Origin of the sequence: Brevundimonas staleyi (assembly GCF_041893865.1) — a bacterium.
Lineage (GTDB): Bacteria > Pseudomonadota > Alphaproteobacteria > Caulobacterales > Caulobacteraceae > Brevundimonas > Brevundimonas staleyi.
In genome coordinates this window covers 3,583,966-3,605,052 of sequence record NZ_CP169082.1, presented here as the reverse complement: position 1 = coordinate 3,605,052, position 21,087 = coordinate 3,583,966, and the positions used below count along the sequence as shown (strand labels likewise).

At 67.8% G+C, this 21,087-nt stretch carries 23 protein-coding genes and 1 pseudogene; 17 read left to right on the top strand and 7 right to left on the bottom strand.

Going from position 1 to position 21,087, the window contains the following annotated elements; genetic code table 11:
• Positions 1-8 precede the first annotated feature (8 nt).
• Positions 9-902: a cation diffusion facilitator family transporter gene (locus ACETK8_RS18100; protein WP_374037214.1), complete on the bottom strand. Its 894-nt coding sequence runs from the start codon at positions 900-902 to the stop codon at positions 9-11.
• Between the two features lie 215 nt (positions 903-1,117).
• Between ACETK8_RS18100 and ACETK8_RS18095 the strand changes: the two genes are divergently transcribed.
• Genes ACETK8_RS18095 through ACETK8_RS18080 form a run of 4 tightly spaced genes read left to right on the top strand, consistent with a single transcriptional unit; the run spans position 1,118 to position 4,843 of the window.
• Entirely contained in the window at positions 1,118-2,311 is a 1,194-nt protein-coding gene (locus ACETK8_RS18095; RefSeq protein ID WP_374037213.1) for a citrate/2-methylcitrate synthase, read from the top strand.
• A 24-nt stretch (positions 2,312-2,335) separates the two neighbouring features.
• A complete protein-coding gene (locus tag ACETK8_RS18090; RefSeq protein WP_374037212.1) occupies positions 2,336-3,142 on the top strand; it encodes an undecaprenyl-diphosphate phosphatase in 807 nt (268 codons plus the stop codon).
• Positions 3,143-3,187: 45 nt separating this feature from the next.
• On the top strand, positions 3,188-3,508 hold the full coding sequence (locus ACETK8_RS18085; RefSeq protein ID WP_374037211.1) for an Mpo1-like protein: 321 nt from the start codon (positions 3,188-3,190) through the stop codon (positions 3,506-3,508).
• Between the two features lie 57 nt (positions 3,509-3,565).
• Positions 3,566-4,843, top strand: coding sequence for a hypothetical protein (locus ACETK8_RS18080; protein ID WP_374037210.1), 1,278 nt, complete (start codon positions 3,566-3,568; stop codon positions 4,841-4,843).
• Positions 4,844-4,847: 4 nt separating this feature from the next.
• On the opposite strand, the gene ACETK8_RS18075 is transcribed toward ACETK8_RS18080, so the two are convergent.
• Positions 4,848-5,402, bottom strand: coding sequence for a 3D domain-containing protein (locus ACETK8_RS18075; RefSeq protein ID WP_374037209.1), 555 nt, complete (start codon positions 5,400-5,402; stop codon positions 4,848-4,850).
• Positions 5,403-5,678: 276 nt separating this feature from the next.
• Here ACETK8_RS18075 and ACETK8_RS18070 point away from each other — a divergent pair, with 276 nt between their 5' ends.
• Positions 5,679-6,212, top strand: a complete 534-nt coding sequence (locus ACETK8_RS18070) for a glutathione S-transferase family protein (RefSeq protein ID WP_374037208.1) — start codon at positions 5,679-5,681, stop codon at positions 6,210-6,212.
• Positions 6,213-6,413: 201 nt separating this feature from the next.
• Here the strand turns inward: ACETK8_RS18070 and ACETK8_RS18065 are convergent, their stop codons facing one another.
• Positions 6,414-7,850: a M20/M25/M40 family metallo-hydrolase gene (locus ACETK8_RS18065; protein ID WP_374037207.1), complete on the bottom strand. Its 1,437-nt coding sequence runs from the start codon at positions 7,848-7,850 to the stop codon at positions 6,414-6,416.
• A gap of 65 nt (positions 7,851-7,915) precedes the next feature.
• Here ACETK8_RS18065 and ACETK8_RS18060 point away from each other — a divergent pair, with 65 nt between their 5' ends.
• The 3 genes and pseudogenes from ACETK8_RS18060 to ACETK8_RS18050 all read left to right on the top strand — a co-directional run bounded on the left by ACETK8_RS18060 (position 7,916) and on the right by ACETK8_RS18050 (position 10,658).
• Complete coding sequence (locus ACETK8_RS18060) at positions 7,916-8,962, top strand: S1/P1 Nuclease (RefSeq protein ID WP_374037206.1); 1,047 nt, start codon at positions 7,916-7,918, stop codon at positions 8,960-8,962.
• A 182-nt stretch (positions 8,963-9,144) separates the two neighbouring features.
• Positions 9,145-9,918 (top strand): RNA methyltransferase, encoded by a 774-nt coding sequence (locus ACETK8_RS18055; protein WP_374037205.1) that lies wholly within the window; start codon positions 9,145-9,147, stop codon positions 9,916-9,918.
• A gap of 72 nt (positions 9,919-9,990) precedes the next feature.
• Positions 9,991-10,658: pseudogene (locus ACETK8_RS18050) on the top strand (IS5 family transposase).
• A gap of 9 nt (positions 10,659-10,667) precedes the next feature.
• Here the strand turns inward: ACETK8_RS18050 and ACETK8_RS18045 are convergent.
• Genes ACETK8_RS18045 through ACETK8_RS18035 form a run of 3 tightly spaced genes read right to left on the bottom strand, consistent with a single transcriptional unit; the run spans position 10,668 to position 12,456 of the window.
• Positions 10,668-11,309, bottom strand: coding sequence for a DUF6498-containing protein (locus ACETK8_RS18045; protein ID WP_374037204.1), 642 nt, complete (start codon positions 11,307-11,309; stop codon positions 10,668-10,670).
• A 26-nt stretch (positions 11,310-11,335) separates the two neighbouring features.
• Positions 11,336-12,061, bottom strand: a complete 726-nt coding sequence (locus ACETK8_RS18040) for an NAD-dependent deacylase (protein ID WP_374037203.1) — start codon at positions 12,059-12,061, stop codon at positions 11,336-11,338.
• Between the two features lie 32 nt (positions 12,062-12,093).
• Entirely contained in the window at positions 12,094-12,456 is a 363-nt protein-coding gene (locus ACETK8_RS18035; protein WP_374037202.1) for a hypothetical protein, read from the bottom strand.
• A gap of 96 nt (positions 12,457-12,552) precedes the next feature.
• On the opposite strand from ACETK8_RS18035, the gene ACETK8_RS18030 reads away from it, so the two are divergent.
• The 5 genes from ACETK8_RS18030 to ACETK8_RS18010 all read left to right on the top strand — a co-directional run bounded on the left by ACETK8_RS18030 (position 12,553) and on the right by ACETK8_RS18010 (position 15,743).
• Positions 12,553-13,659 carry an S-(hydroxymethyl)glutathione dehydrogenase/class III alcohol dehydrogenase gene (locus ACETK8_RS18030; protein ID WP_374037201.1) on the top strand — a complete coding sequence of 369 codons (1,107 nt, stop codon included), beginning with the start codon at positions 12,553-12,555 and terminating at the stop codon, positions 13,657-13,659.
• A 14-nt stretch (positions 13,660-13,673) separates the two neighbouring features.
• Entirely contained in the window at positions 13,674-14,126 is a 453-nt protein-coding gene (locus ACETK8_RS18025) for a DUF433 domain-containing protein (RefSeq protein ID WP_374037200.1), read from the top strand.
• A 33-nt stretch (positions 14,127-14,159) separates the two neighbouring features.
• Positions 14,160-14,543 (top strand): VOC family protein, encoded by a 384-nt coding sequence (locus ACETK8_RS18020; RefSeq protein ID WP_374037199.1) that lies wholly within the window; start codon positions 14,160-14,162, stop codon positions 14,541-14,543.
• Positions 14,544-14,691: 148 nt separating this feature from the next.
• On the top strand, positions 14,692-15,525 hold the full coding sequence (fghA, locus tag ACETK8_RS18015; RefSeq protein ID WP_374037198.1) for an S-formylglutathione hydrolase: 834 nt from the start codon (positions 14,692-14,694) through the stop codon (positions 15,523-15,525).
• On the top strand, positions 15,522-15,743 hold the full coding sequence (locus ACETK8_RS18010; RefSeq protein ID WP_374037197.1) for a hypothetical protein: 222 nt from the start codon (positions 15,522-15,524) through the stop codon (positions 15,741-15,743). Before fghA ends, ACETK8_RS18010 begins: the two co-directional genes overlap by 4 nt.
• On the opposite strand, the gene ACETK8_RS18005 is transcribed toward ACETK8_RS18010, so the two are convergent.
• Positions 15,740-15,967, bottom strand: coding sequence for a hypothetical protein (locus ACETK8_RS18005; RefSeq protein ID WP_374037196.1), 228 nt, complete (start codon positions 15,965-15,967; stop codon positions 15,740-15,742). The two genes, ACETK8_RS18010 and ACETK8_RS18005, sit on opposite strands and share 4 nt — an antisense overlap.
• 183 nt (positions 15,968-16,150) lie before the next feature.
• Here ACETK8_RS18005 and ACETK8_RS18000 point away from each other — a divergent pair, with 183 nt between their 5' ends.
• From ACETK8_RS18000 to rpsD, 4 genes are all read left to right on the top strand, one after another.
• Positions 16,151-16,765 carry a superoxide dismutase gene (locus tag ACETK8_RS18000; protein WP_374037195.1) on the top strand — a complete coding sequence of 205 codons (615 nt, stop codon included), beginning with the start codon at positions 16,151-16,153 and terminating at the stop codon, positions 16,763-16,765.
• Positions 16,766-16,899: 134 nt separating this feature from the next.
• A complete protein-coding gene (locus ACETK8_RS17995; RefSeq protein WP_374037194.1) occupies positions 16,900-17,832 on the top strand; it encodes an MBL fold metallo-hydrolase in 933 nt (310 codons plus the stop codon).
• A gap of 101 nt (positions 17,833-17,933) precedes the next feature.
• Positions 17,934-20,258, top strand: coding sequence for a bifunctional diguanylate cyclase/phosphodiesterase (locus ACETK8_RS17990; RefSeq protein WP_374037193.1), 2,325 nt, complete (start codon positions 17,934-17,936; stop codon positions 20,256-20,258).
• A 157-nt stretch (positions 20,259-20,415) separates the two neighbouring features.
• The gene (gene rpsD / locus ACETK8_RS17985; RefSeq protein ID WP_374037192.1) at positions 20,416-21,033 is read left to right on the top strand and encodes a 30S ribosomal protein S4; all 618 of its coding nucleotides are present in this window, start codon (positions 20,416-20,418) and stop codon (positions 21,031-21,033) included.
• The last annotated feature ends 54 nt before the right edge of the window (positions 21,034-21,087 follow it).

The window sequence follows — 21,087 nt, the reverse complement described above, 5'->3', positions numbered from 1 at the left end:
AGGCTCGTTTACGCTAAGGGCGAAACCGGGACGGCCGGGGTCGCGGGTCCGCGTGGGTCGGCGTGGATCAGGACGTCCGCGCCGGGGAAGGCGGCCTTCACCCGGTCCTCGGCGGCGACGACGATGTCGTGCGACGCCTCGAACGACAGGGTGCGGTCCAGGTCGATGTGCATCTGGGCGATGATGCGGCTGCCGGACATGCGGGTGCGAAGCTGATGCACCCCGCCGACGCGGGGATCGGACAGGACGGCGTTGGTCAGGGCGATGCGGTCGGCGTCCGACGCCTCGCGGTCCAGCAACTGGTCGCCCGCGCCTTTCAGCACGCCGAACGCGCCCCAGAACAGCCAGACGGCGACGACCAGGCCCGCGGCGGCGTCCAGGCCCGGCGCGGCCAGGAAGGCGCCCGAGACCACGCCGATCAGGACCACGGCGTTGGACGCCAGGTCGGCGGTGTAGTGGGCCCGGTCGGCCGCCACGGCGATGGAGCCCGAAGCCTTGACCGACCGGGTCTGGAGCCAGACCAGAAGGGCGGTCACGACGATGGAGATGACCACCACGCCCACGGCCCAGGGGCCGCCGGTGACGGGGCGCGGGTCGAACATCCGATGCAGCGCCTCCCAGCCGATGAAGACGGCCGAGGCGAAGACCAGACCGGCATGGACCAGGGCGGCCATGGACTCACCCTTGCCGTGGCCGTAGCGATGGTCGGCGTCGGCGGGGGCGGCGGCCCAGCGCACGGCGAAGAAGGTGGCCAGGGACGCGATCAGGTCCAGCGAGGAATCCGCCAGCGACGCCAGGATCGACACCGACCCGGAGGCGCCCAGAGCGAAGGCCTTCAAGGCGATCAAGAGGATGGCGACCCCGACCGACAGCCGGGTGATCTGGTTCGTCGACAGGGTCACGGCAGACCCCCATGGCCCGTCCTTGGGCCCGCCTTTGGGACCGGACTTCGGAGTGGGCTCGGGCGGCGGCGTGACGGGGGAGGTCATTAAGCCTCTTTTCGCCGATCGCCTGTCGGTTGCCAAGGAAGGACGAAACACAGACCCGCGTTAGGCTTGCGGTCACGAAAGCGCCTCATGGTGCACGTCGATTAACCGTGACGGCGGGGATGGGGCCGATGACGTTGGGCGTGAGCGAGCGGGACGGTGAGGCGGGGGATCGGTGGATTCCGCGCGCCGAGGTCCTGTCGCTGCTGGGGGTGAAGACCCAGACCCTCTACGCCTATGTCAGCCGAGGCCGGATCACCGCCCGCCCCGATCCCGCCGATCCGCGCCGCAGCCTGTACGCCGCCGCCGACGTGGCCCGGCTGAAAGGCGCGAGCTCGGGCGAGGCGCCCGGCGTCGTCGTGTCTTTCGAACCGCCGGCGGTGAAGGGCGAAAGCCTGATCCAGTCGACGGTCAGCCAGATCACCGAAGGCCGGCTCTACTATCGCGGGCGCGACGTGGCCCAGTGGGCCCAGAACGCCACCGTCGAGGAGACGGCGCGGCTGTTGTGGGGCGCCGAGGACGTCAATCCGTTCGCGGGGCTGGGCGTGCGCGTGGACTCCGCGGGCGGGGCCTCGCACCGGGCGCGACTGTTCGCCGCCCTGGCCCGGCGGGCGGAGGAGGATCGCTCCTCGACCGGCCGTTCGCCCGAGGCGCTGAAGGCCGAGGCGGCCTCGGCGATGAACGAGGTGGTGGATGCGGTGTCCGGACCCGGTCCGCGCCTGTTCTTCCATCAGCGTCTGGCGCGCGGCTGGAAAATGCTGGAGCGCGACAGCGTGCATCTGAGGCGAGCGCTGGTGCTGGCGGCCGATCTGGATCTGGACCCGGCGGTGCTGGCGACGCGGGCGGCGGCGTCCGGCGGGGCGTCCCCGGCGGGGGCGGCCTTCGCCGGTTTGGTGACGGCGGCGGGCTCCCCGACGGCCCGCACCCTGACCCAGGCCATCGCCTATGTCGCCGAGGCGCGACGCGATCCGGCCGGCGCGGCGCAGCGGCGGATGGCGGCGGACGGCGCCATCCCCGGCTTCGGCAATGAAGGTTTCCCGCACGGCGATCCCCGCGCCGATGCGCTTCTTGCGTTGGCCGAACTGCCGCAGGACCTGACCGCCGTGATCCGCGAGGCCGAGGCGGCCAGCGGTCAGCGCGCGGGCTTCACGGCGGCGCTGGCCGTCATCGCGCGACGGCTGGATCTGCCGCGCGACGGGGCGTCCGACGTCCTGCTCATCGGACGGCTCACAGGTCTGATGGCCCATGCCCTGGATCAGATCATCGACGGCTCGCCTATCCGGGCGCGTCTGCGCTATGTGGGCGCCAGACCGGCTGGCGACTGAGCGCGAGCCTGAGGCGGGGACACAATGTCGGACTGGATCGCGGCGATCATCCTGGGGCTGGTCGAGGGGCTGACGGAGTTCATTCCGGTCTCCTCCACGGGCCATCTTCTGCTGCTGGGCCACTTCATCGGCTTCCACAGCGAGGGCAAGACCTTCGAGATCGTGATCCAGCTGGGCGCGATCCTGGCCATCATCAGCGTCTATTTCCAACGCCTGTGGGCCTTGGCGACCCGCTGGCCGCACGACAAACAGGCGCGGCATTTCATCATCGGGGTGGTGATCGCCTTCCTGCCGGCCGCCTTCGCCGGCGTCTTCATGTACGACATCATCAAGAAGATCTTCTTCGAGACCCCGGTGGTGATCTGCATCGCCCTGATCGTCGGCGGGGTGCTGCTGCTGCTGCTCGACCGGATGAAGAAGGTCCCGAAATATCTGGACGTGAACACCTATCCGTTCCGGGTCTACGGCATCATCGGCCTGTTCCAGTGTCTGGCCCTGTTGCCCGGCGTGTCGCGCTCGGGCGCGACGGTGGCGGGCGGGCTTCTGCTGGGCACGGACAAGCGGTCGGCGGCGGAGTTCACCTTCTTCCTGGCCCTGCCGACCATGGGCGGGGCGGTGGCCTATGACCTGTTCAAGAGCCGCAACGATCTGGATTTCACGGACGTCGGCCTGATCGCCGTGGGCTTCGTCACCGCCTTCGTGACGGCCCTGTTCGTGGTGCGGTTCCTGTTGAACTTCGTGTCCAAGCACGGGTTCGCGCCCTTCGCCTACTGGCGGATCGCGGTGGGGACCCTGGGTCTGGCCCTGCTCTGGGCCGGCGTCGGAGGCTGATCGCCCGACTTGTCAGCCGCCGGTTTTCGGGCGCAAGCTGACCCCATGAGCCAGACGCCCGCCAGTGGAGAACGCTTCGCCTCGTTCGAAGCCTTCTATCCGTTCTACATCCACGAGCACTCGAACCAGATCTGCCGACGCATCCATATCGTCGGATCGGCCCTGGTGCTGGTGGCGTTGGCGTTGGGCGTCTTCGTCAACGCCTGGTGGTTCGCCGCCATGCCGGTGATCGGTTACGGCTTCGCCTGGGTCGGCCATTTCTTCTTCGAGAAGAACCGCCCGGCCACCTTCAAATACCCGCTGTGGAGCCTGATGGGCGACTGGCGGATGTTCTTCGAGACGGTCAGCGGCAAACGCCGGTTCTGAAGGGCGCCGCCTCAATTCAACCTTGAAGCGCAGATGTCCTCCCGGAACGGAGGGCGCATGAGATCGACACGCAGAGAGTTCATGGCGGCGGGGGCCGTCGCGGCCATGGCGCCGGGTTTCATCCGGGTCGATGAGCCGCCCGTGACGGCGGAAGGCCTGATGGTCCGGGAAGGGCGCTACCTCCCGCGCTGGATCGAGCTTCTCGACGATGTGGGCGAACGGGCCCGCGCCATCGTCGTGCTGGGTCCGCAACAGGCCGAGCATGTCGAGATGGTGATGCGGGACGGGAAATCCCAGTACGCTTCCTTCCTCAGCGAGGAACGCGTCGCCCTGGAGGGAGCCGGGCTGTCCGTGATCACACCGGATCCGACCGCCGATCTGGACGCCATCGACGCGATCGACGCCATTGTCGAGGCCTCGCGCGGCCATCGCGTGGTGATGCTGAACGAAGCCCATGTGGCCTCGCGGCATCGGGCCTTGCTGGGGCGGCTCCTGCCCCGGCTGAGGGCCGAAGGGTTCACCCACCTGGCGGCCGAGGCCTTCGATGACGGCGTCAATCGGCTGGGGCCCGAGGAGCCGCTGCGTTTCCAGCACGGGTGGTACACCCGCGACCCGGTCTTCGCCGAAGCGGTGCGGCAGGCGCGCGAGCTTGGATATGGCCTGGTGGCCTATGAGCAACGCGACGATCAGCTGTCCGACTCGCCGAGCCTCTCGAACGTGGCGACCGTCGTGCGGGAACAGGCCCAGGCCGACAATCTGCGGGCCGCGCTGGAGGCCGATCCGGCGATGCGGGTTCTGGTCTTCGTCGGCTATGGTCATCTGCGCGAGAGGGGGCCGCCCTTCGCTGGAAGGCTGAAGCACGACACCGGCATCGATCCGTTGACGATCGGTCAGGCCCAGACCGGCGCGTGGGGTCCGCATACCGAGGACGCGCCTCCGGTCGTGGCTCTGCTGGAGCGGTTCCGGCCCACGATGCCGGTCGTCCTGGTCCCGGCGGGGACGAGACCCGTCAGCGCAGCCACGGACGCCGAGCTGACCGGGGAGGGCGCTGACCTGATGGTGCTGCACCCGGCGCTGCCTGATGTGGAGGGGCGACCGGGTTGGTTGGCGACGGATCCGGCGCGGCGCCGCGTGGCGGCTGAGGTTCCGGCGGGCGCGGGGCCGCGACTGCTTCAGGCCATTCCCGCGGCTGAGCCCGATCCGGCGATCCCTGCGGACCAGTTTCTGGTGGCGGATGCGGGCGGGCCTGCGACGCTGTTCCTCAGGCCGGGGCGATATCGACTGCGTCTCGAAACAGCGACGGGCTTCACGCCTCTGATGGCGATCGAGGTTTGAGGCCTTAGTTCGAGGCGGTGTTCCAGGCCGGCGGGCAGCCGTCGAAGCGGCCGGCGTCGGTGAGGGTCAGGTTGCGCTGGTTGAAGCGCAGGACCGGTTGCATCGAGTTGCGACCGTGGCCCGTGTAGAGGTCGACGCGCTCGCCGCGGATCGCGCCACCGGTGTCCGAGGCGTACCAGTAGCCGTCGTGGACGGCGCCGTTCGGCATCCGCATGCCCACGGTCTCGCGGATAAAGACCTTGGTGCGACGGGGAATGACGCGCGGGTCGGTGGCCAGGGTCCGCATCGGGACGGGACGGCAGCCGAGCGAATCGTTGCCCGTCGCTCCACCGCCGCCGGCGTGATAGAGGCTGGCCTTGGCGCTCCAGTCCGGATCCTCGGCCATCAGGGCGGCCTGTTCGGCCGTCAGTTCGGGTGCAACCGCCTCGCTGTCGTTCGCGTTATCAGGGCTCACGGCCACCACGGGATCGGCCGCGACGGCCGTTTCGTAGGGCACCGGATCTCCAGCCGAGAAGGCTGCAGCCCAAAGCATGGCGAACGCCGCGAGGGTGTCGAACACAGATCGAACTCATAGTGACACCGGTCCCCAGAACTGTACCGGCGGCGGGCTTGTCGTTCGCGCCTGCGGCAGAAATGTGTCCAATGGCTCCGCTGGGACGGTTCATCCCCACCTGCGGATGGATCAGTCAACCGTTGCCTGAGATAAGCGGAACCGGGGTTGGGCAACGTATGAAATCGCGATAGCAGTATAGACGGATCGGAAATCCTTTGCTGGGGCGCGATGCTTACTATTCATGGAGATATTCGTTCGGGCAACTGCTTGAAGGTCAAGTGGATGCTCGACGCGCTCGGGTGTGATTATCAATGGGTCGCGGTCGATATCATGTCGGGCGAAAGCCGGACGCCGGAATTTCTCCTGTTGAATCCGTTCGGTCAGGTGCCGACCGTGGTCTTCGAGGACGGCCGGGCCCTGGCCCAGTCGAACGCCATTCTGTTGCATCTGGCCGAGGAGACGCCGTGGATCCCGTCCGACGCCTGGGAGCGGGCGAAGATGCTGGAATGGCTGTTCTGGGAGCAATACAGCCACGAACCCTATGTCGCCGTGGCCCGGTTCCAGCGCGTCTACGCGGGCAAGTCGGCGGACGAGGTCGAGCCGCGCCTGATGGAGCGGGGCTACGCCGCGTTGGCGCGGATGGAGGCGGGGTTGGCGGGTGTCGGCTGGCTGGCGGGCGGACAGGGAGCGACGCTCGCCGACCTGGCGCTGGTCGCCTACACGCGCGTGGCGCATGAGGGCGGGTTCGATCTGGCGGCCTATCCGAACATCAGGGACTGGATCGGGCGGGTGGAGAACGCGTTCGGCATTCAATGACCCTTCTCCCCTTGCGGGAGAAGGTGGCGGGCGGAGCCCGACGGATGAGGGGTACGAGGACGCAGACGAGATGAGGCGAGCAGACGCCTATCGGTGACATCTGCGGTCACCCCTCATCCGACCTCGCATAGCCTGTCCTCCGGCCGATCAGAGATCGGACCGGGGGGCTCGGCCACCTTCTCCCGCAAGGGGAGAAGGAACTTACCTTGCTTCCGGCCGTCCGCCTTCGGCCCACTCGGGGGTGAAGGCCCCGTCGGCCATCGCCTTCAGGGGTTCGACCAGCGACTGGATGGCGTTGGTCATGAAGGGGATGTTGAGGTTCTCGATCGTGTCTTCGGGCGTGTGATAGGTCGGGATGGTGGCCCAGCCGGAGATGGTGTGGGCGACGATGCCCTTCAGGGCGAGGGCGTAGTTGTCCGAGCGCTGGAAGAAATTCTGTTCCGGATAGGGGTCGGGTCCGACCAGGGCGCCGCGATCCTTCAACGCCTGGCCGAAGTTCGAGCGCTCGAAGCCGGTCATCATCATGACGCCGGCCGGAAGCTGCGGATCCTGGTCGCCGATCATCTCGATCTCCAGATTGGCGGCGATTTCCTCCAGCGGGATGGGCGGGTGGTCGACGAAGTAACGGGAGCCCAACAGGCCCGCCTCCTCCGATCCATAGGCGACGAACATGATGCTGCGCTCATGCGGGCCGTTGGCGGCGAGGGCCTTGGCCAGTTCGATCACCGCGACCGTGCCGGAGGCGTCGTCGTTGGCGCCGTACATGACGACGCCGTCGGAGCGGACGCCGATATGGTCCAGGTGGGCCGAGATCATCAGGACGCCTGAGGACGGGTCCGACCCCTGCAGCCAGCCGATGGCGTTGGTGGTGACGCCTTCCTCGATCTTCACCTGGCCGGGGTCGTAGGCGACGGTTCCACCGGCGGCGGCCAAGGCGTCATAGGCCTCGGGCGACAGGACCAGCACGGCCGGGCCGCCGCGCGCCGGGGTCTCGGACAGGCGGATGGAGGGGGCGCGGGGGGCGCTGTGGGCCGTGGCCTCGGCCAGGGCCGCGGTGCGACGCAGGATGACGACCTTGGCGCCGCTGCGCATGGCGGCCCCGTAGACGGCGCGAATGGAGGGCCCCTCCGGCGGGGCGATCATCAGGACCTCGGCCCCGGCGGGCGGAGCGGCGGGGTCGGTGGCGACCGTCACTACGCCCGAGGCCGCCGTCAGTCCGCCGGTCAGGATGGCGAAGTCGTCGCCCTGGGCCAGACGCGTCTGGCCCGCCGACAGGGCGGCCGCGCCGGACGGGGTGGTGATGGTCACGGGCGCGCGCTGCAGATAGCCGTCCATGGTCGGGGCCGAGGTCAGGCCCGCCAGGCGGAACTGGGCGGCGACATAGGCGGCGGCGATGGCCTCGTCCCGCGTGGCGCTGCCGCGTCCCTGAAGCTCCTCGCCCGCCAGGAAGCCGATGTGGGCGGCGACCGCGTTCTGTTCGATCGTCTGGGCCGCGACCGGGGCGGCCAGCAGGGCGATCAGGGAGACGGCGGCGAGCGCCAGATTTTTGGAGGCGAGGCGCGTCATGACGAACTCCAGCGAGACGGATATGCAGGCGTAGGGGGCGCGCGCCGCCACGGTCAAGCCGGTTCGACGCACAGTTGCCGCTGGACGCCGCGCCCGCCCCGATCTAGGCGGACGGAACCGCAGCCGGAGCCCCCGCCATGAAGCGTATCGCACTCGTCGCCGCCGCCGCCCTGATCGTCGGAGCGGGCGGGATCTTCACCGCCACCCAGGTCGACGCCTGGGGATCGACCGGCCACCGCTTCGTCGGCGTCGCCGCCATGCGCGCCCTGCCGGACGAACTGCCCGCCTTCCTGCGCGATCCGGGCGCGGCCGCCGAGGTCGGAGAACTGTCGCGCGAGCCCGACCGCACCAAGGGCGCCGGCCAGCCGCACGACCGCGAGCGCGACACCGCCCACTTCGTTGATCTGGACGACGAGGGCCATGTCATGAACTCCAACGGCCCGACCCTGTCCAACTTGCCCACGCTGAAGAGCGAATACGACGCCCAGCTTCTGGCCGCGGGCATCGAGGTCAATGACGCCGGCTACCTGCCCTATGCGATCATGGACGCCTATCAGCATCTGGCCCGCGACTTCGCCACCTGGCGCGTGTTGAACGCGGCCGAGGCCCGCGAGACCGATGCGGGCAAGCGCGCCTGGTATCGCGAGGACCGCCTGCGCCGCGAGGCCCTGATCCTGCGCGATATCGGCTATCTGTCGCACTACATCGGCGACGGCTCGCAGCCGCACCACATGTCGATCCACTACAACGGCTGGGGCGACTATCCGAACCCGGAAGGCTTCACCAACTCGCGCCAGACGCACGGCGCCTTCGAAGGGGCCTTCATCCGCCGCAACATGCGTCTGGACGCCGTCGAGGCCGCCATGCCCGCCACGAACCTGGACGGGTTCGAGATGCGCGCCCGCATGGCCTCCTATCTGAACGGCACCCTGGCCCAGGTCGTGCCCTTCTATCGTCTGGAGAAGACCGGAGCCTTCGCCGCGAACGCGGAAGGCGCGGTCCTGACCTCGGGCGCCGAGTTCGCCACGGCCCGTCTGGCGGCCGGCGCGGCCGAGCTGCGCGACTGGATCACGATGGCCTGGCGCGAGGCGGGCGCGGCGTCGATCGGCTGGCCGGCGGTGAAGGTCGCCGAGGTCGAGGCCGGCACGGCCGATCCTTGGGCGTCGATGGTCGGCGAGGACTGAGCTGCTTTCCTTCTCCCCTTGCGGGAGAAGGTGGCCGAACGCAGCGAGGTCGGATGAGGGGTGAAAGACGGTCTCGCCAATGAGCCGTCTGGTCCGCCTATCTCGTCTGCATCCTCGTACCCCTCATCCGTCCGCTTCGCGGCCACCTTCTCCCCCGAGGGGAGAAGGGATACAGAGCCGCGATGACAGCTCCCGTTCCCCCCGTCGTCATCCTCGACCGGTCGCAGATGGCCGAGAACATCGGCGCGGTGGCGCGGGTGATGGCGAACTTCGGCCTCGACAAGCTGAGGCTCGTCGCGCCGCGCGACGGCTGGCCGCAGGAGCGGGCCTGGGCCACGGCGTCGGGCGCCGACTGGGTGCTGGACGGGGTCGAAGTGTTCGACACGGTGGCCGCCGCCATCGCCGACCTGAACACCGTCTTCGCCACCACGGCCCGGCCGCGCGAGACGCGCCAGCCGGTCCGGACCCCGCGCGAGTCGGCGCGGGTTCTCTATGACGACACGGCCTCGGGCCTGAGGGTCGGCCTGCTGTTCGGGGCCGAGCGGGCCGGGCTGGAGACGACCGACATCGCGCTCTGCCACGGCATCACCACCATCCCCATCGACCCGCGCCACCAGAGCCTGAACCTGGCCCAGGCGGTGGCGATCAACGCCTATGAGTGGCGGACCCTGGTCCTGGACGCCCCGCCGCCGAACTTCCGCGAGGCCGAGGCGCCGGCGTCCGGCGACCTCCAGCTCGGCATGTACGAGCATCTGGAGCGCGAACTGGACGCGGCGGGCTTCTTCCATCCGCCGGAGAAGTTCCGCTCGATGAGCCAGAACCTGCGGGTCATGCTGGGGCGGTCGGGCTTCACCGAGCAGGAGGTCGCCACCTTCCGGGGCGTGATCACCGCCCTGTCGAAGGGGCGCGGTCGGGTGCTGGAACGATTGGCGCGCGAACAGGCGAAGAAGGACTAGGGTCCAGACCCATAAGCGGGATTCCCAGATCGGGCGAAGCGTGATTCCCTGCTTTGAGGCAGGAGGACGAACATGGCTTCAGAGTTCTGGTTGACGGATGCTCAGTTCGAGCGGCTTCGGCCGTTTCTGCCGAGCAAGCCTCGTGGCGTGCCCCGGGTCGATGATCGACGGGTGATCTCGGGAATCGTTCATGTGCTGATCAGCGGCGGGCGCTGGATCGATGCGCCGCCGATCTACGGCCCTCGCAAGACGCTCTACAATCGCTGGGTCCGTTGGGCCAAGGCTCACCGCTCGGCGACGGGCGGAAAGGGGGGGCTTCGGCCAACGGCATAGGTCGCTCGCGCGGCGGGCCGACCACCAAGCTGCACGCCCTGGTCGATGGATTGGGGCGGCTCGTCGCCTTCATGATCACGCCCGGCCAGCGCGGCGACGCACCGGTCGCGGCCGACCTGATCCAGGCCGCGCCCGCGTCAGCGACCCTCGCCGCCGACCGGGCCTACGACAGCGACGTCCTGAGACGCCTGCTGCGGGCGCGAGGCACGACCCCGGTCATCCCCAACGCGCCTTATCGCAAGCGACTGCACCCCTTCGACCCCGAGCCTTACAAGCGAAGGAACCTCGTCGAGCGCGCCTTCTGCCGTATCAAGGACTTCCGCCGCGTCGCCACTCGATACGACAAGCTCGCCTGCACATACGCAGCCGCCGTCGCCCTCGCGGCCATCATCGTCTGGTGGTTATGAGTCTGGACCCTAGGCCGGCTCGGCGTCCGTGCGCGGGACCGAGCCGAACGCCACGAGGCCCAGCTCCAGCGCCGCCTTCATCAGGCAGAGGATCAGCACCGCGCCCGCCGGTCCGCCGAGGCTCAGGACCAGGCCCGCGCCGATCAGCACGGTCAGGTGAAGGACGAAGATCCGACCATAGGGTTTGAACATCTCCGTCTTCGGGTCGGCTCCGCGCCACTTGCCGGGCCACCACCATTCGCGGATCTGGGTCGCCAGGTTCAGCACGGCGAGGGCGACGACCGCCCACTGGAAGCTGGCTTGTCGGACGATGGCCAGGAAGGCGCCGATCATGGTCCCGCCCTGATCCACGACGTCGCTGATCAGCAGCATCGCGAAGAACAGGTGCGCCAGACAGAACAGGCCATAGTGAACGGTGAAGAAGCCTGCCAGGAACAGGGCGGCGCCCGGTTTGTCCCGGCTCGCCACCAGCAGTCGCGGGATCGTCAGGAGCCCCAGCAGGACGTTCTCGGCCCAGTAGAGGATCAGGATCTGCACCGCGTCCCAGCCCAGGAAGATCACGCCGAAGACCGGGATCAGATTGGCGGCCACGACGCCGGCCACGGCCAAGGGGCGGGTCTTCAGGTGGGCGAGGATTTCGTTGACCGTCATGCGGCGATCGTGGCCGAACGGAGTTCTCAAGCCAAGCCGTTCAGCAGCCGCTCGACGAAGGTCGGGACGGTCTCGGTCGCCGGGCCGTGGATATGCTCCTCGAACGAGGTGGCGCCAAGGCTGGGCTCCAGATTGATCTCCACCGTCCGCGCCCCGTAGAGCCGCGCCTCGCGCACGAAGCCCGCCGCCGGGTAGACGGCGCCGGAGGTGCCGATGGAGACGAACAGGTCGCATTTCGACAGCGCCTTCTCGATCCGGTGCATGGCCAAGGGCATCTCGCCGAACCAGACGATGTGCGGGCGCATCCGGCCCTCCGGATGATCGGGGGAGGGTTCGTCCACCGCCATGTCGCCGGGCCAGTCGGAGACGACGCCCGACGCCGTGCAGCGCCCCTTCAGCAGTTCGCCGTGCATGTGGATCAGCTCGAATCCGAAGCCGGGCTGGACCTCGGCCAAGGCCCGGTCGTGCAGGTCGTCGACGTTCTGGGTCACCAGCAGGAAGTCGCCCTCCCACTCCGCCGCCAGCTGGGCCAGGGCATGGTGGGCGGCGTTGGGCTGGACGGTCGAGAGGGCAGCGCGACGCAGATTGTAGAAGCGCTGGACCAGGGCCGGGTCGCGGGCGAAGGCCTCGGGCGTCGCCACGTCCTCGAACCGATGCCCCTCCCACAGACCGTCTGCGCCGCGGAAGGTCGGCACGCCGCTCTCGGCCGAGATGCCGGCGCCGGTCAGGACGACGAGGTTGCGATGGATCATGTCCCTGTCATCGCCTTCAAGCGTGACGGTTTCTAGCGTCTGGAACGTCGGCGTTTGCGACGCTCCGCGGCCGTGGTGCTTTCGCTGTTCGCGTACTCCGGCGGCAGCATGAACTTGCCCTTCTGATCGTATTGGCGGTCACCCTTGATCGTTAAAGCGCGTGTGATCCGCGAGACCCGCCAGAAAACGAAGCCGGTCCAGGCCGAACTGACCAGCAGCAACGGAAATATGGCCAGCCGCAACAGCCACCCTTCGGCGAGCAGAAGGATCATGACCAGCAACCCGGTCAACAAGCCGCTGACCTGAACCGAGGGCGCCCGATAACGATGAGCGATGTCGTGGTCGATCCATCTGCGGACGATCAGATAGGTGCTGTCCCTGTCGAACCGGCTCATCGGGGCGAAGGTGTGCGATCCAGGTGCGCGTGGCAATGGCGAAGCCAGGGGATGCCCGCTAGAACCCTTTCGACTCAAGCGAAAGGATCCTCCCCCATGAAAACCCGCGCCGCCGTCGCCTTCGAGGCCAAACGTCCGCTGGAGATCGTCGAGGTCGATCTGGAAGGGCCGCGCGCCGGAGAGGTGCTGATCGAGATCAAGGCGACCGGCATCTGTCACACCGACGCCTATACGCTGGACGGTCTGGATAGCGAGGGCATCTTCCCCTCGATCCTGGGCCACGAGGGCGCGGGCGTCGTGGTCGAGGTCGGACCGGGCGTGACCTCGGTCGAGGTCGGCGATCACGTCATCCCGCTGTACACGCCGGAATGCCGCCAGTGTAAGTCGTGCCTCAGCCGCAAGACCAACCTCTGCACCTCGATCCGCGCGACGCAGGGCAAGGGGTTGATGCCCGACGGCACATCGCGCTTCAGCTACAAGGGTCAGGCCATCGCCCACTACATGGGCTGCTCGACCTTCTCGAACTACACCGTCCTGCCCGAGATCGCGGTGGCGAAGATCCGCAAGGACGCCCCCTTCGACAAGGCCTGCTACGTCGGCTGCGGCGTCACGACGGGCGTGGGCGCGGTGGTCAACACGGCCAAGGTCGAGCCGGGCGCCAACTGCGTCGTTTTCGGCCTGGGCGGCATCGGTCTGAACGTCATCCAGGGGCTGAAGATGGTCGGGGCCGACATGATCGTCGGCGTGGACATCAACGACGACAAGGAAGAGTGGGGCCTTCGCTTCGGCATGACCCACTTCGTCAATCCGAAGACCGTCAGTGACGTCGTGGCCCATCTGGTCGAGCTGACCGGCGGCGGGGCGGACTACACCTTCGACTGCACCGGCAACACCGTGGTCATGCGTCAGGCTCTGGAGGCCTGCCATCGCGGCTGGGGCGAGAGCATCGTCATCGGCGTGGCCGAGGCCGGCAAGGAGATCGCCACCCGCCCGTTCCAGCTGGTCACCGGCCGCGTCTGGCGCGGCTCGGCCTTCGGCGGCGCGCGCGGCCGGACCGATACACCCAAGATCGTCGACTGGTACATGGACGGCAAGATCGAGATCGACCCGATGATCACCCACACCCTGCCGCTGGAACGCATCAACGAGGCCTTCGACCTGATGCACGAAGGCAAGAGCATCCGCTCGGTGGTGGTGTTCTAGCCGGCGATCGACGCATGGCCCGATCAATCGTGAGTATTCCGGAGAAATTTGGCGGTGCGCCTCATGTCGAGGGAACCGATCTGACGATAGCCGAGGTGCAAGCCTATTGGAGCCAGCCGGGCATATACGCAGCCCAAATCCGTGAGCGCTTCCCCGAACTCAGCGAAGCTGAACTTGGTGCCGCGGTGACGTGGGCGGAGCCGAAGGATCCCAAGCATCATTTCATCGCCGAGAGGTCCGAGCCCTCTCGTCAACGCTTCACCATCTGTGGGGAAGCTGGAGATTGGAGTGTGCTGATCGAAACTCTCGATGAGGACGGCGCTGTTTTTTCCAGCAAGGACTATTGGGAAGCGACGCTCGAAGATGCGCTGCGCTATTTCCAAGAAGATGGTCTGGAAAATCTGGCCTGGACCGATGCCGAGACGGGGCTATCTGTCGACCTCGCTACGTTGATTGACGCCAAATAGGTCCGACACAGGACGCAGAAATGGAGGAAACACATGTTCACGCACCTGACCGTGGGGGCCAACGACGTCGAGGCGTCGCGGAAATTCTATGACGCGGCGCTGGGCGCGCTCGGCATTCCGGCGTCCAGCGGACCGGATCCCAAGGGCCGCTACTGGTGGCGGACCGATCGCGGCGCCTTCGCGATCGGCAAGCCCATCGACGGTGAGCCTGCCTGCCACGCCAACGGCGGCACCATCGGCTTCTTCGCCAAGGACGCGGACGCGGTGAAGGCCTTCCACGACGCGGGCGTCGCCGCCGGCGGTCGTTCCATCGAGGACCCGCCCGGCGAGCGCCAGGGCCCGTTCGGCGTCCTGAACCTGGCCTATCTGCGCGATCCCGACGGCAACAAGATCTGCGCCCTGCACCGGGTGGGGTGATCCCATCTTCCGCTCATCCCCGCGAAAGCGGGGACCCAGTGCTTTCATGAGGCACAGGCGCGCGGGATCAATTGTCGTGGCGAAGAGGTTGGATCCGAGCGCCCACAGAACTGGGTCCCCGCTTTCGCGGGGATGAGCGGAGTTTGAGATGGACGTTTTGAAGCAGCACCAGGTTCACGGCGGGACGCTGAAGTACCTCCGGCACGACAGCGTCTCGACCGGCACGTCCATGACCCTGTCGGTGTTCACGCCGGCGGGGGAGGGGCCGTTTCCGGTGCTGATCTGGCTGTCGGGCCTGACCTGCACCGAGGACAATTTCACCACCAAGGCCGGGGCCTACCGGGCGGCGGCCGAGCATGGCGTCATCATCGTCGCGCCCGACACCTCTCCGCGCGGCGAAGGCGTGGCCGACGATCCGGCCTATGATCTGGGGCAGGGCGCGGGCTTCTACGTCGATGCGACGCAAGGGCCCTGGGCGCCGCACTTCCGCATGGAGACCTATGTCGTCGAGGAGTTGATCGCCCTGATCGACGCCGAGTTCCCGACGACCGGTGCGCGCTCCATCAGCGGCCACTCGATGGGCGGCCATGGCGCCCTGACCCTGGCCCTGCGTCATCCGGAGCTGTTCCGCTCGGTCTCGGCCTTCGCGCCGATCGCCTCGCCGACCCGCTGCCCCTGGGGCGAGAAGGCCTTCACCGCCTATCTCGGCGCCGACCGCGCGGAATGGGCGAAGCATGACGCCGCCCTGCTGATCGAAGGCGGCGCGGCGAAGGGGCATTTCGACGACATCCTGATCGACCAGGGCGACGCGGATGGGTTCCTCGTCGAACAGCTGAAGCCCGAACTGCTGACGGCGGCGGGCGAGACGGCGGGGCAGAAAGTGACCCTGCGGATGCAGCCGGGCTACGACCACTCCTACTTCTTCATGGCCAGTTTCATCGCCGACCATGTCGCCTTCCATGCCGAAAGACTAAAGCGATGACCGACGACGTCTATGACGACCTGTTCGCGGCCCTGTGCTCCGAGCTGGGTCACTGCCTGCACGACAAGGCGCAGAAGAGGGTGATCGCGGCCCTGCCGTCGGGGCTCGACGCTGCGGTGAAGGTGGTGCTGGAATCGGACGGCGCGGACTTCCTCAACACGCCGGGAAGCCACAAGCGGGCGGTGCGCGACTGTCTGAAGGCGAACCTGCCCGCCTAGAAGGGGAAGGCCGGGCCTCCGCCGGAGCACAGCCGTTCCTCGACCCGCTGATGGATTTTGGAGCGCAACTGTTTCCGATGGCGCAGGGTGTCGTGCAGGGCGTCGGCGACGCACAGAATCTGTTCGTCGGCCATGAATTCGGCGGCGTCGATCAACTCCTGGCACAGGGCGTCGATCGCGTGCTGGCTCAGCTTCGGCGGCGTGTAGTTCAACAGTTGGCCCATGGGCGTCTCTCCCTTCCTTGAGACCATCAAGGGTTGTGGAAAGATCGCGTTCCCGGAAAAGATGCTTAAGGGAAGGTGAACGGCTGAAAAAGTCGCAAACCTTCAAGCGTGGCCTTTGGCGTCCGCGCCCGAAACGCCTACATGCGCGTTACGGACTTTCATCGACCACAAGGAGCCTCATCCATGGCCTTCACCCTGCCGCCGCTGCCCTACGCCTATGACGCGCTGGAGCCCGCCATCGATCAGGAGACGATGACCTTCCACCACGACAAGCACCACCAGGCCTATGTCGACAATCTGAACAAGGCCGTCGACGCCGACGCCTCGCTGCAGGGCAAGTCGCTGGAAGACCTGTTCGCCGCGATCTCGACGGCGCCCAAGGCCGTCCGCAACAACGGCGGCGGTCACTGGAACCACGCCCTGTTCTGGGAACTGCTGGCCCCGGCCGGTCAGGGCGGCGAGCCCTCGGCCGAACTGGCCGCCGCGATCGACCGCGACCTGGGCGGTCTCGACAAGTTCAAGGAAGACTTCAACGCCGCCGGCGCCGGCCAGTTCGGCTCGGGCTGGGCCTGGCTGATCGTCCAGGACGGCAAGCTGAAGGTCACCTCGACCCCCAACCAGGACAACCCCCTGATGGACGTCGCCGAACAGAAGGGCGCCGTCGTCCTGGGCGCCGACGTCTGGGAACACGCCTACTACCTGAAATACCAGAACCGCCGTCCGGAATACCTGAAGGCCTTCTGGACCGTGGTGAACTGGAACAAGGCCAACGCACTGTTCGCCGCCGCCACGGCCTGATCGACGATCAGACGATGATGAAGGCCCCGGAGCGATCCGGGGCCTTTTTCGTTCGGGTCGGACGACGGCCCGGACTGGCGTTCTCGACGCGCCGACCTATCTGAGCTGTGCTGTTCTCTCTCCCCGGGGATTCCATGACGACCCAGTTCAAGCTCGCCGCCGCCCTGATCCTGTCCGGCATGATCGTCGCCGGATGCCAGAGGCCCGCCGAAAAGACCGAGGCTCCGGCCGCCGCCGCGACCTCGCCCACGGCCGCCAGCGCCGACGTCCATCCCTTCACCATCGGCGCCCTGCACGCGGCCGCCCTGAAGGACGGCGATATCGTTCTGGAGAACGTCGCGGGTCAAAGCCCCTGGGCCGACACCGCCGGCGTGGCCGAGGTGCTGCGCAAGACCGGCGATCCCAAGATCCACCTGTCTGTCCAGCCCCTGCTGATCCGGGGCGACAATAAGGTCGTGCTGATCGACACCGGCGCGGGCGGCGCCATGGGCACGGCCAACAAGCTGCCGGCCTCGCTGGCGGCGGCGGGCGTCCAGCCGGCCCAGGTCACCGACATCCTGATCTCGCACGGTCACGGCGACCATCTGGGCGGTCTGGTCCAGAACGAGGCCCTGGCCTTCCCCAACGCCGCGATCCGCATGAGCACGGCCGAATGGGCGGCGGTTCAGGCCAACGGCGAACTGGCGACCCTGGTCCCCGTCATCGCGCCCAAGGTCCAGACCTTCGAACCGGGCGCCCAGATCACGCCCTCGATCACCGCCGTCGCCCTGCAAGGCCACACGCCGGGCCACACCGGCTATGAGATCGTGTCCGGCCAGGATCGGCTGCTCTATTTCGGCGACGCCCTGCACAGTTCGGTCATCTCGGTGGAGCGGCCGGACTTCGTGAATGCCTGGGACAACGATTCCGACGCGGCCATCGCGACCCGGTTCGCCCTTCTGGGCCGTGGGGCGACCCAGTCCCTGCGGACCTACGGCGTCCACTTTCCCTTCCCGGGGCTGGGGACCTTCCGGCGTCAGGCGGACGGCTTCGTCTGGGTTCCGGAGGTCGCCGCGACCGCGCCCTGAAAGGTTGACGCGGCGTTCACCGTCTCCGTTGACGGAGGGGTTAACCGAGACGGCTTAGAGGCGGCGGGCTGAACCCCTCTCCCCCAGGGCCTCGCCTCTCCATGCGCGTTCTCGACTGCCTCACGCAGGACCATAATCTATGGCTCGTCGGCCTGGCCGCGCTGATCTGCGTGGCCGGGTCCGTCGTCATGAGCCGGCTGTTCGCGCGGATGCGCAAGGGCGCCGCGAGCGATCGCCTGCCCTGGATCTTCCTGGGCGCCGTGGCCGGGGGCGCGACCATCTGGTGCACGCACTTCGTCGCCATGCTGGCCTACACGCCGGGCGTCGAGATCGCCTATGCGCCGCTGCTGACCGGCGTCTCCCTGATCGTAGCCATGGTCGGTTGCGGCCTGGCCATGACGCTGGGCGCGATGCGCAAGACCTGGGCGCCGGCCCTGGGCGGCGCGACCTTCGGCCTGGGCGTCGCGGCGATGCACTACGTCGGCATGGCGGCCTTCACGGCCGAGGCCTTCGTCTACTGGGACACCACCTATGTGGCCGCCTCCGTCATCGCGGCCGTGGCCGGCGGGGCGGTGGCCTTCAGCGTCGGCGCGACCAACACCCTGCGCCCTCGCCCCATCCTGACGCCGCTGCTGCTGGTCCTGACCATCGTCAGCCTGCACTTCACCGGCATGGGGGCGATGACCGTCCTGCCGCTGGTCCCGTCCGACAGCGCCTGGACCCTGACCGAGGCCGAGACCCTGATGGCGCTGGGCGTGTCGGTGGTCGGCTTCCTGATCCTGGGCACGGCGGTCGCCAGCTATGCGCTGGAGGAGCAGTCCGAGCGCCAGTCGAGAAAGAGCCTGTCCGGCCTGATCGAGGGCAGCGTCGACGGCATGCTGGTCGAGGCCGACGGCAAGATCGTCATGGCCAACCGCGCCTTCGCCGAACTGTGCGGCCTGACCGACGCGGCCCTGGTCGGTCGTCCCGTCGCCGACTGGATGGAGGACGTCGAGACCATGCCGTCCGGCGCCCTGGTCCAGAGCCGGCTGAACGCCGCCGACGGCTCGATCCCGGTCGAGGTCGCCATCCGCATCGAAACCACACCGGATCAGACCTTCCGCATCTTCGCCGTGCGGGACCTGCGCTCGCGCATCGCCCAGGAACGTCGCATCGCCCATCTGGCGCGAAACGACAGCCTGACCGGCCTGCCCAACCGCGCCTCCTTCCTGGAGAAGCTGGATCGCACCGCCGCCACGACGGGGGAGGGCGGTTTCGCGCTCTTGGCCATCGACCTGAACCGCTTCAAGGAGGTCAACGACCTCTACGGCCACGCCGTGGGCGACCAGTTGTTGGTCCATGTCGCGGGCAATCTGAAGGACGCCGCCCTGGAGACCGAGTTCGTGGCCCGTCTGGGCGGCGACGAGTTCATGGCCATCGTGCCGGCCGCCGACCGCGACGCGGCCCATGCCGCCGCCGAACGCCTGTGGGCGGCCATGGTCCGGCCGCTGGCCGCCGAACACGCCGATCTGCAATGCGGCGCCGCCATCGGCATCGCCCTGTGGCCCGACGATGCGTCCGAGCCCTCTGTTCTGATCAACAACGCCGACCTGGCCATGTACCGGGCCAAGGCCTCGCTAGTGACCGACATCTGCTTCTACGAAGAGGCGATGGACGAGGCCGTGCGCCAGCGCCGTCGCGTGACCCTGGGGCTGCGCGAGGCCCTGGATAACGATCGCTTCGAACTGCACTACCAGCTCCAGGCCTCGGTCGAGACCGGCGAGGTCACGGGTTACGAGGCCCTATTGCGCTGGCGCCAGCCGGATGGCTCCTACATCTCGCCGATGGACTTCATCCCCATCGCCGAGGAGACGGGCATGATCCTGCCCATCGGCGAATGGGTCCTGCGCCGCGCCTGCGCCGAAGCCGCCTCCTGGCCCGAGCCGCATCGGATCGCGGTCAACCTGTCGCCGATCCAGCTGTCGCACGTCGATCTGCCGCGCATGGTGCATCAGATTCTGATCGAGACCGGCCTGTCGCCGCATCGTCTGGAGCTGGAGATCACCGAAACGGCCATGATCTCGGACATGGAGCGGACCACCCACATCCTGCGCCAGTTGAAGCTTCTGGGCGTGTCGGTGGCCATGGACGACTTCGGCACGGGCTATTCGTCCCTGTCGACGCTGCGCGCCTTCCCGTTCGACAAGATCAAGCTGGACCGCACCTTCATGTCCGAGCTGGACGGCGGGCCGCAGTCCAAGGCCATCATCCGCGCCGTCCTCGCCCTGGGCGAAAGCCTGGAGATCCCCATCCTCGCCGAGGGTGTGGAGACCCAGGAACAGCTGGCCTTCCTGCGCGAACAGGGCTGCGACGAGGTCCAGGGCTATCTGCTGGGTCGCCCGGCGCGCGACGTCGGCCTGTCCGACAGCCGGGCCCAGGCCGCCTGACGGTTGACTCTGACGGGCGGGGCAAGCATAAGCCCCGCCTTCACGTCACCGACCCTGTCGGCGGCGCGAAGATACTACGGACGATGCGTGGACCGCCGTTGAGATCGTCCCTCCATTCGCGGAGGGGCCGGGCCGCATCATTTTTGAAGAGAACAGAATGTCGAAGCGCCATAGCGCCAAGTACAAAATCGATCGGGCCATGGGTGAAAACCTGTGGGGTCGCTCGAAGTCGCCGGTCAACAAGCGTTCCTACGGTCCGGGCCAGCACGGCCAGCGCCGCAAGTCCAAGGTTTCCGACTTCGGCCTGCAGCTGAAGGCCAAGCAGAAGCTCAAGGGCTACTACGCCAACCTGACCGAGAAGCAGTTCCGCAAGACCTATGACGAGGCCGCTCGCCGCAAGGGCAACACCTCGGAAATCCTGATCGGTCTGCTGGAAGCCCGCCTGGACGCCACCGTCTACCGCGCCAAATTCGTGCCGACCCCCTGGGCCGCCCGTCAGTTCGTCAACCACGGCCACGTCACCGTCAACGGCAAGAAGGTGAACATCGCCTCCTACCGCCTGCGCGTCGGCGACGTCGTCGAGGTCAAGGAAAAGTCCCGCAACATGGCTCTGGTGCTCGAAGCCCAGCAGTCGTCGGAACGCGACATCCCCGACTACCTGGAACTGGGCGACCGTGGGTTCTCGGTCCGCTTCGTCCGCTTCCCCGAACTGGCCGACGTGCCGTTCGCGGTGAAGATGGAGCCGAACCTGGTCGTCGAATACTACAGCTCGTAAGGGCGCTAACGTTCGCCGCGCCCCCTGGTCCGATCTTCGATCGGCCGGCGGACA

Excerpts from the sequence above, each read along its gene's own strand:
- ACETK8_RS18095 (WP_374037213.1), top strand. The coding sequence starts at position 1,118 with ATGACGTTGGGCGTGAGCGAGCGGGACGGTGAGGCGGGGGATCGGTGG.
- ACETK8_RS18090 (WP_374037212.1), top strand. The coding sequence starts at position 2,336 with ATGTCGGACTGGATCGCGGCGATCATCCTGGGGCTGGTCGAGGGGCTG.
- ACETK8_RS18085 (WP_374037211.1), top strand. The coding sequence starts at position 3,188 with ATGAGCCAGACGCCCGCCAGTGGAGAACGCTTCGCCTCGTTCGAAGCC.
- ACETK8_RS18080 (WP_374037210.1), top strand. The coding sequence starts at position 3,566 with ATGAGATCGACACGCAGAGAGTTCATGGCGGCGGGGGCCGTCGCGGCC.
- ACETK8_RS18070 (WP_374037208.1), top strand. The coding sequence starts at position 5,679 with ATGCTCGACGCGCTCGGGTGTGATTATCAATGGGTCGCGGTCGATATC.
- ACETK8_RS18060 (WP_374037206.1), top strand. The coding sequence starts at position 7,916 with ATGAAGCGTATCGCACTCGTCGCCGCCGCCGCCCTGATCGTCGGAGCG.
- ACETK8_RS18055 (WP_374037205.1), top strand. The coding sequence starts at position 9,145 with ATGACAGCTCCCGTTCCCCCCGTCGTCATCCTCGACCGGTCGCAGATG.
- ACETK8_RS18045 (WP_374037204.1), bottom strand. The coding sequence starts at position 11,309 with ATGACGGTCAACGAAATCCTCGCCCACCTGAAGACCCGCCCCTTGGCC.
- ACETK8_RS18040 (WP_374037203.1), bottom strand. The coding sequence starts at position 12,061 with ATGATCCATCGCAACCTCGTCGTCCTGACCGGCGCCGGCATCTCGGCC.
- ACETK8_RS18035 (WP_374037202.1), bottom strand. The coding sequence starts at position 12,456 with ATGAGCCGGTTCGACAGGGACAGCACCTATCTGATCGTCCGCAGATGG.
- ACETK8_RS18030 (WP_374037201.1), top strand. The coding sequence starts at position 12,553 with ATGAAAACCCGCGCCGCCGTCGCCTTCGAGGCCAAACGTCCGCTGGAG.
- ACETK8_RS18025 (WP_374037200.1), top strand. The coding sequence starts at position 13,674 with ATGGCCCGATCAATCGTGAGTATTCCGGAGAAATTTGGCGGTGCGCCT.
- ACETK8_RS18020 (WP_374037199.1), top strand. The coding sequence starts at position 14,160 with ATGTTCACGCACCTGACCGTGGGGGCCAACGACGTCGAGGCGTCGCGG.
- fghA (WP_374037198.1), top strand. The coding sequence starts at position 14,692 with ATGGACGTTTTGAAGCAGCACCAGGTTCACGGCGGGACGCTGAAGTAC.
- ACETK8_RS18010 (WP_374037197.1), top strand. The coding sequence starts at position 15,522 with ATGACCGACGACGTCTATGACGACCTGTTCGCGGCCCTGTGCTCCGAG.
- ACETK8_RS18005 (WP_374037196.1), bottom strand. The coding sequence starts at position 15,967 with ATGGGCCAACTGTTGAACTACACGCCGCCGAAGCTGAGCCAGCACGCG.
- ACETK8_RS18000 (WP_374037195.1), top strand. The coding sequence starts at position 16,151 with ATGGCCTTCACCCTGCCGCCGCTGCCCTACGCCTATGACGCGCTGGAG.
- ACETK8_RS17995 (WP_374037194.1), top strand. The coding sequence starts at position 16,900 with ATGACGACCCAGTTCAAGCTCGCCGCCGCCCTGATCCTGTCCGGCATG.
- ACETK8_RS17990 (WP_374037193.1), top strand. The coding sequence starts at position 17,934 with ATGCGCGTTCTCGACTGCCTCACGCAGGACCATAATCTATGGCTCGTC.
- rpsD (WP_374037192.1), top strand. The coding sequence starts at position 20,416 with ATGTCGAAGCGCCATAGCGCCAAGTACAAAATCGATCGGGCCATGGGT.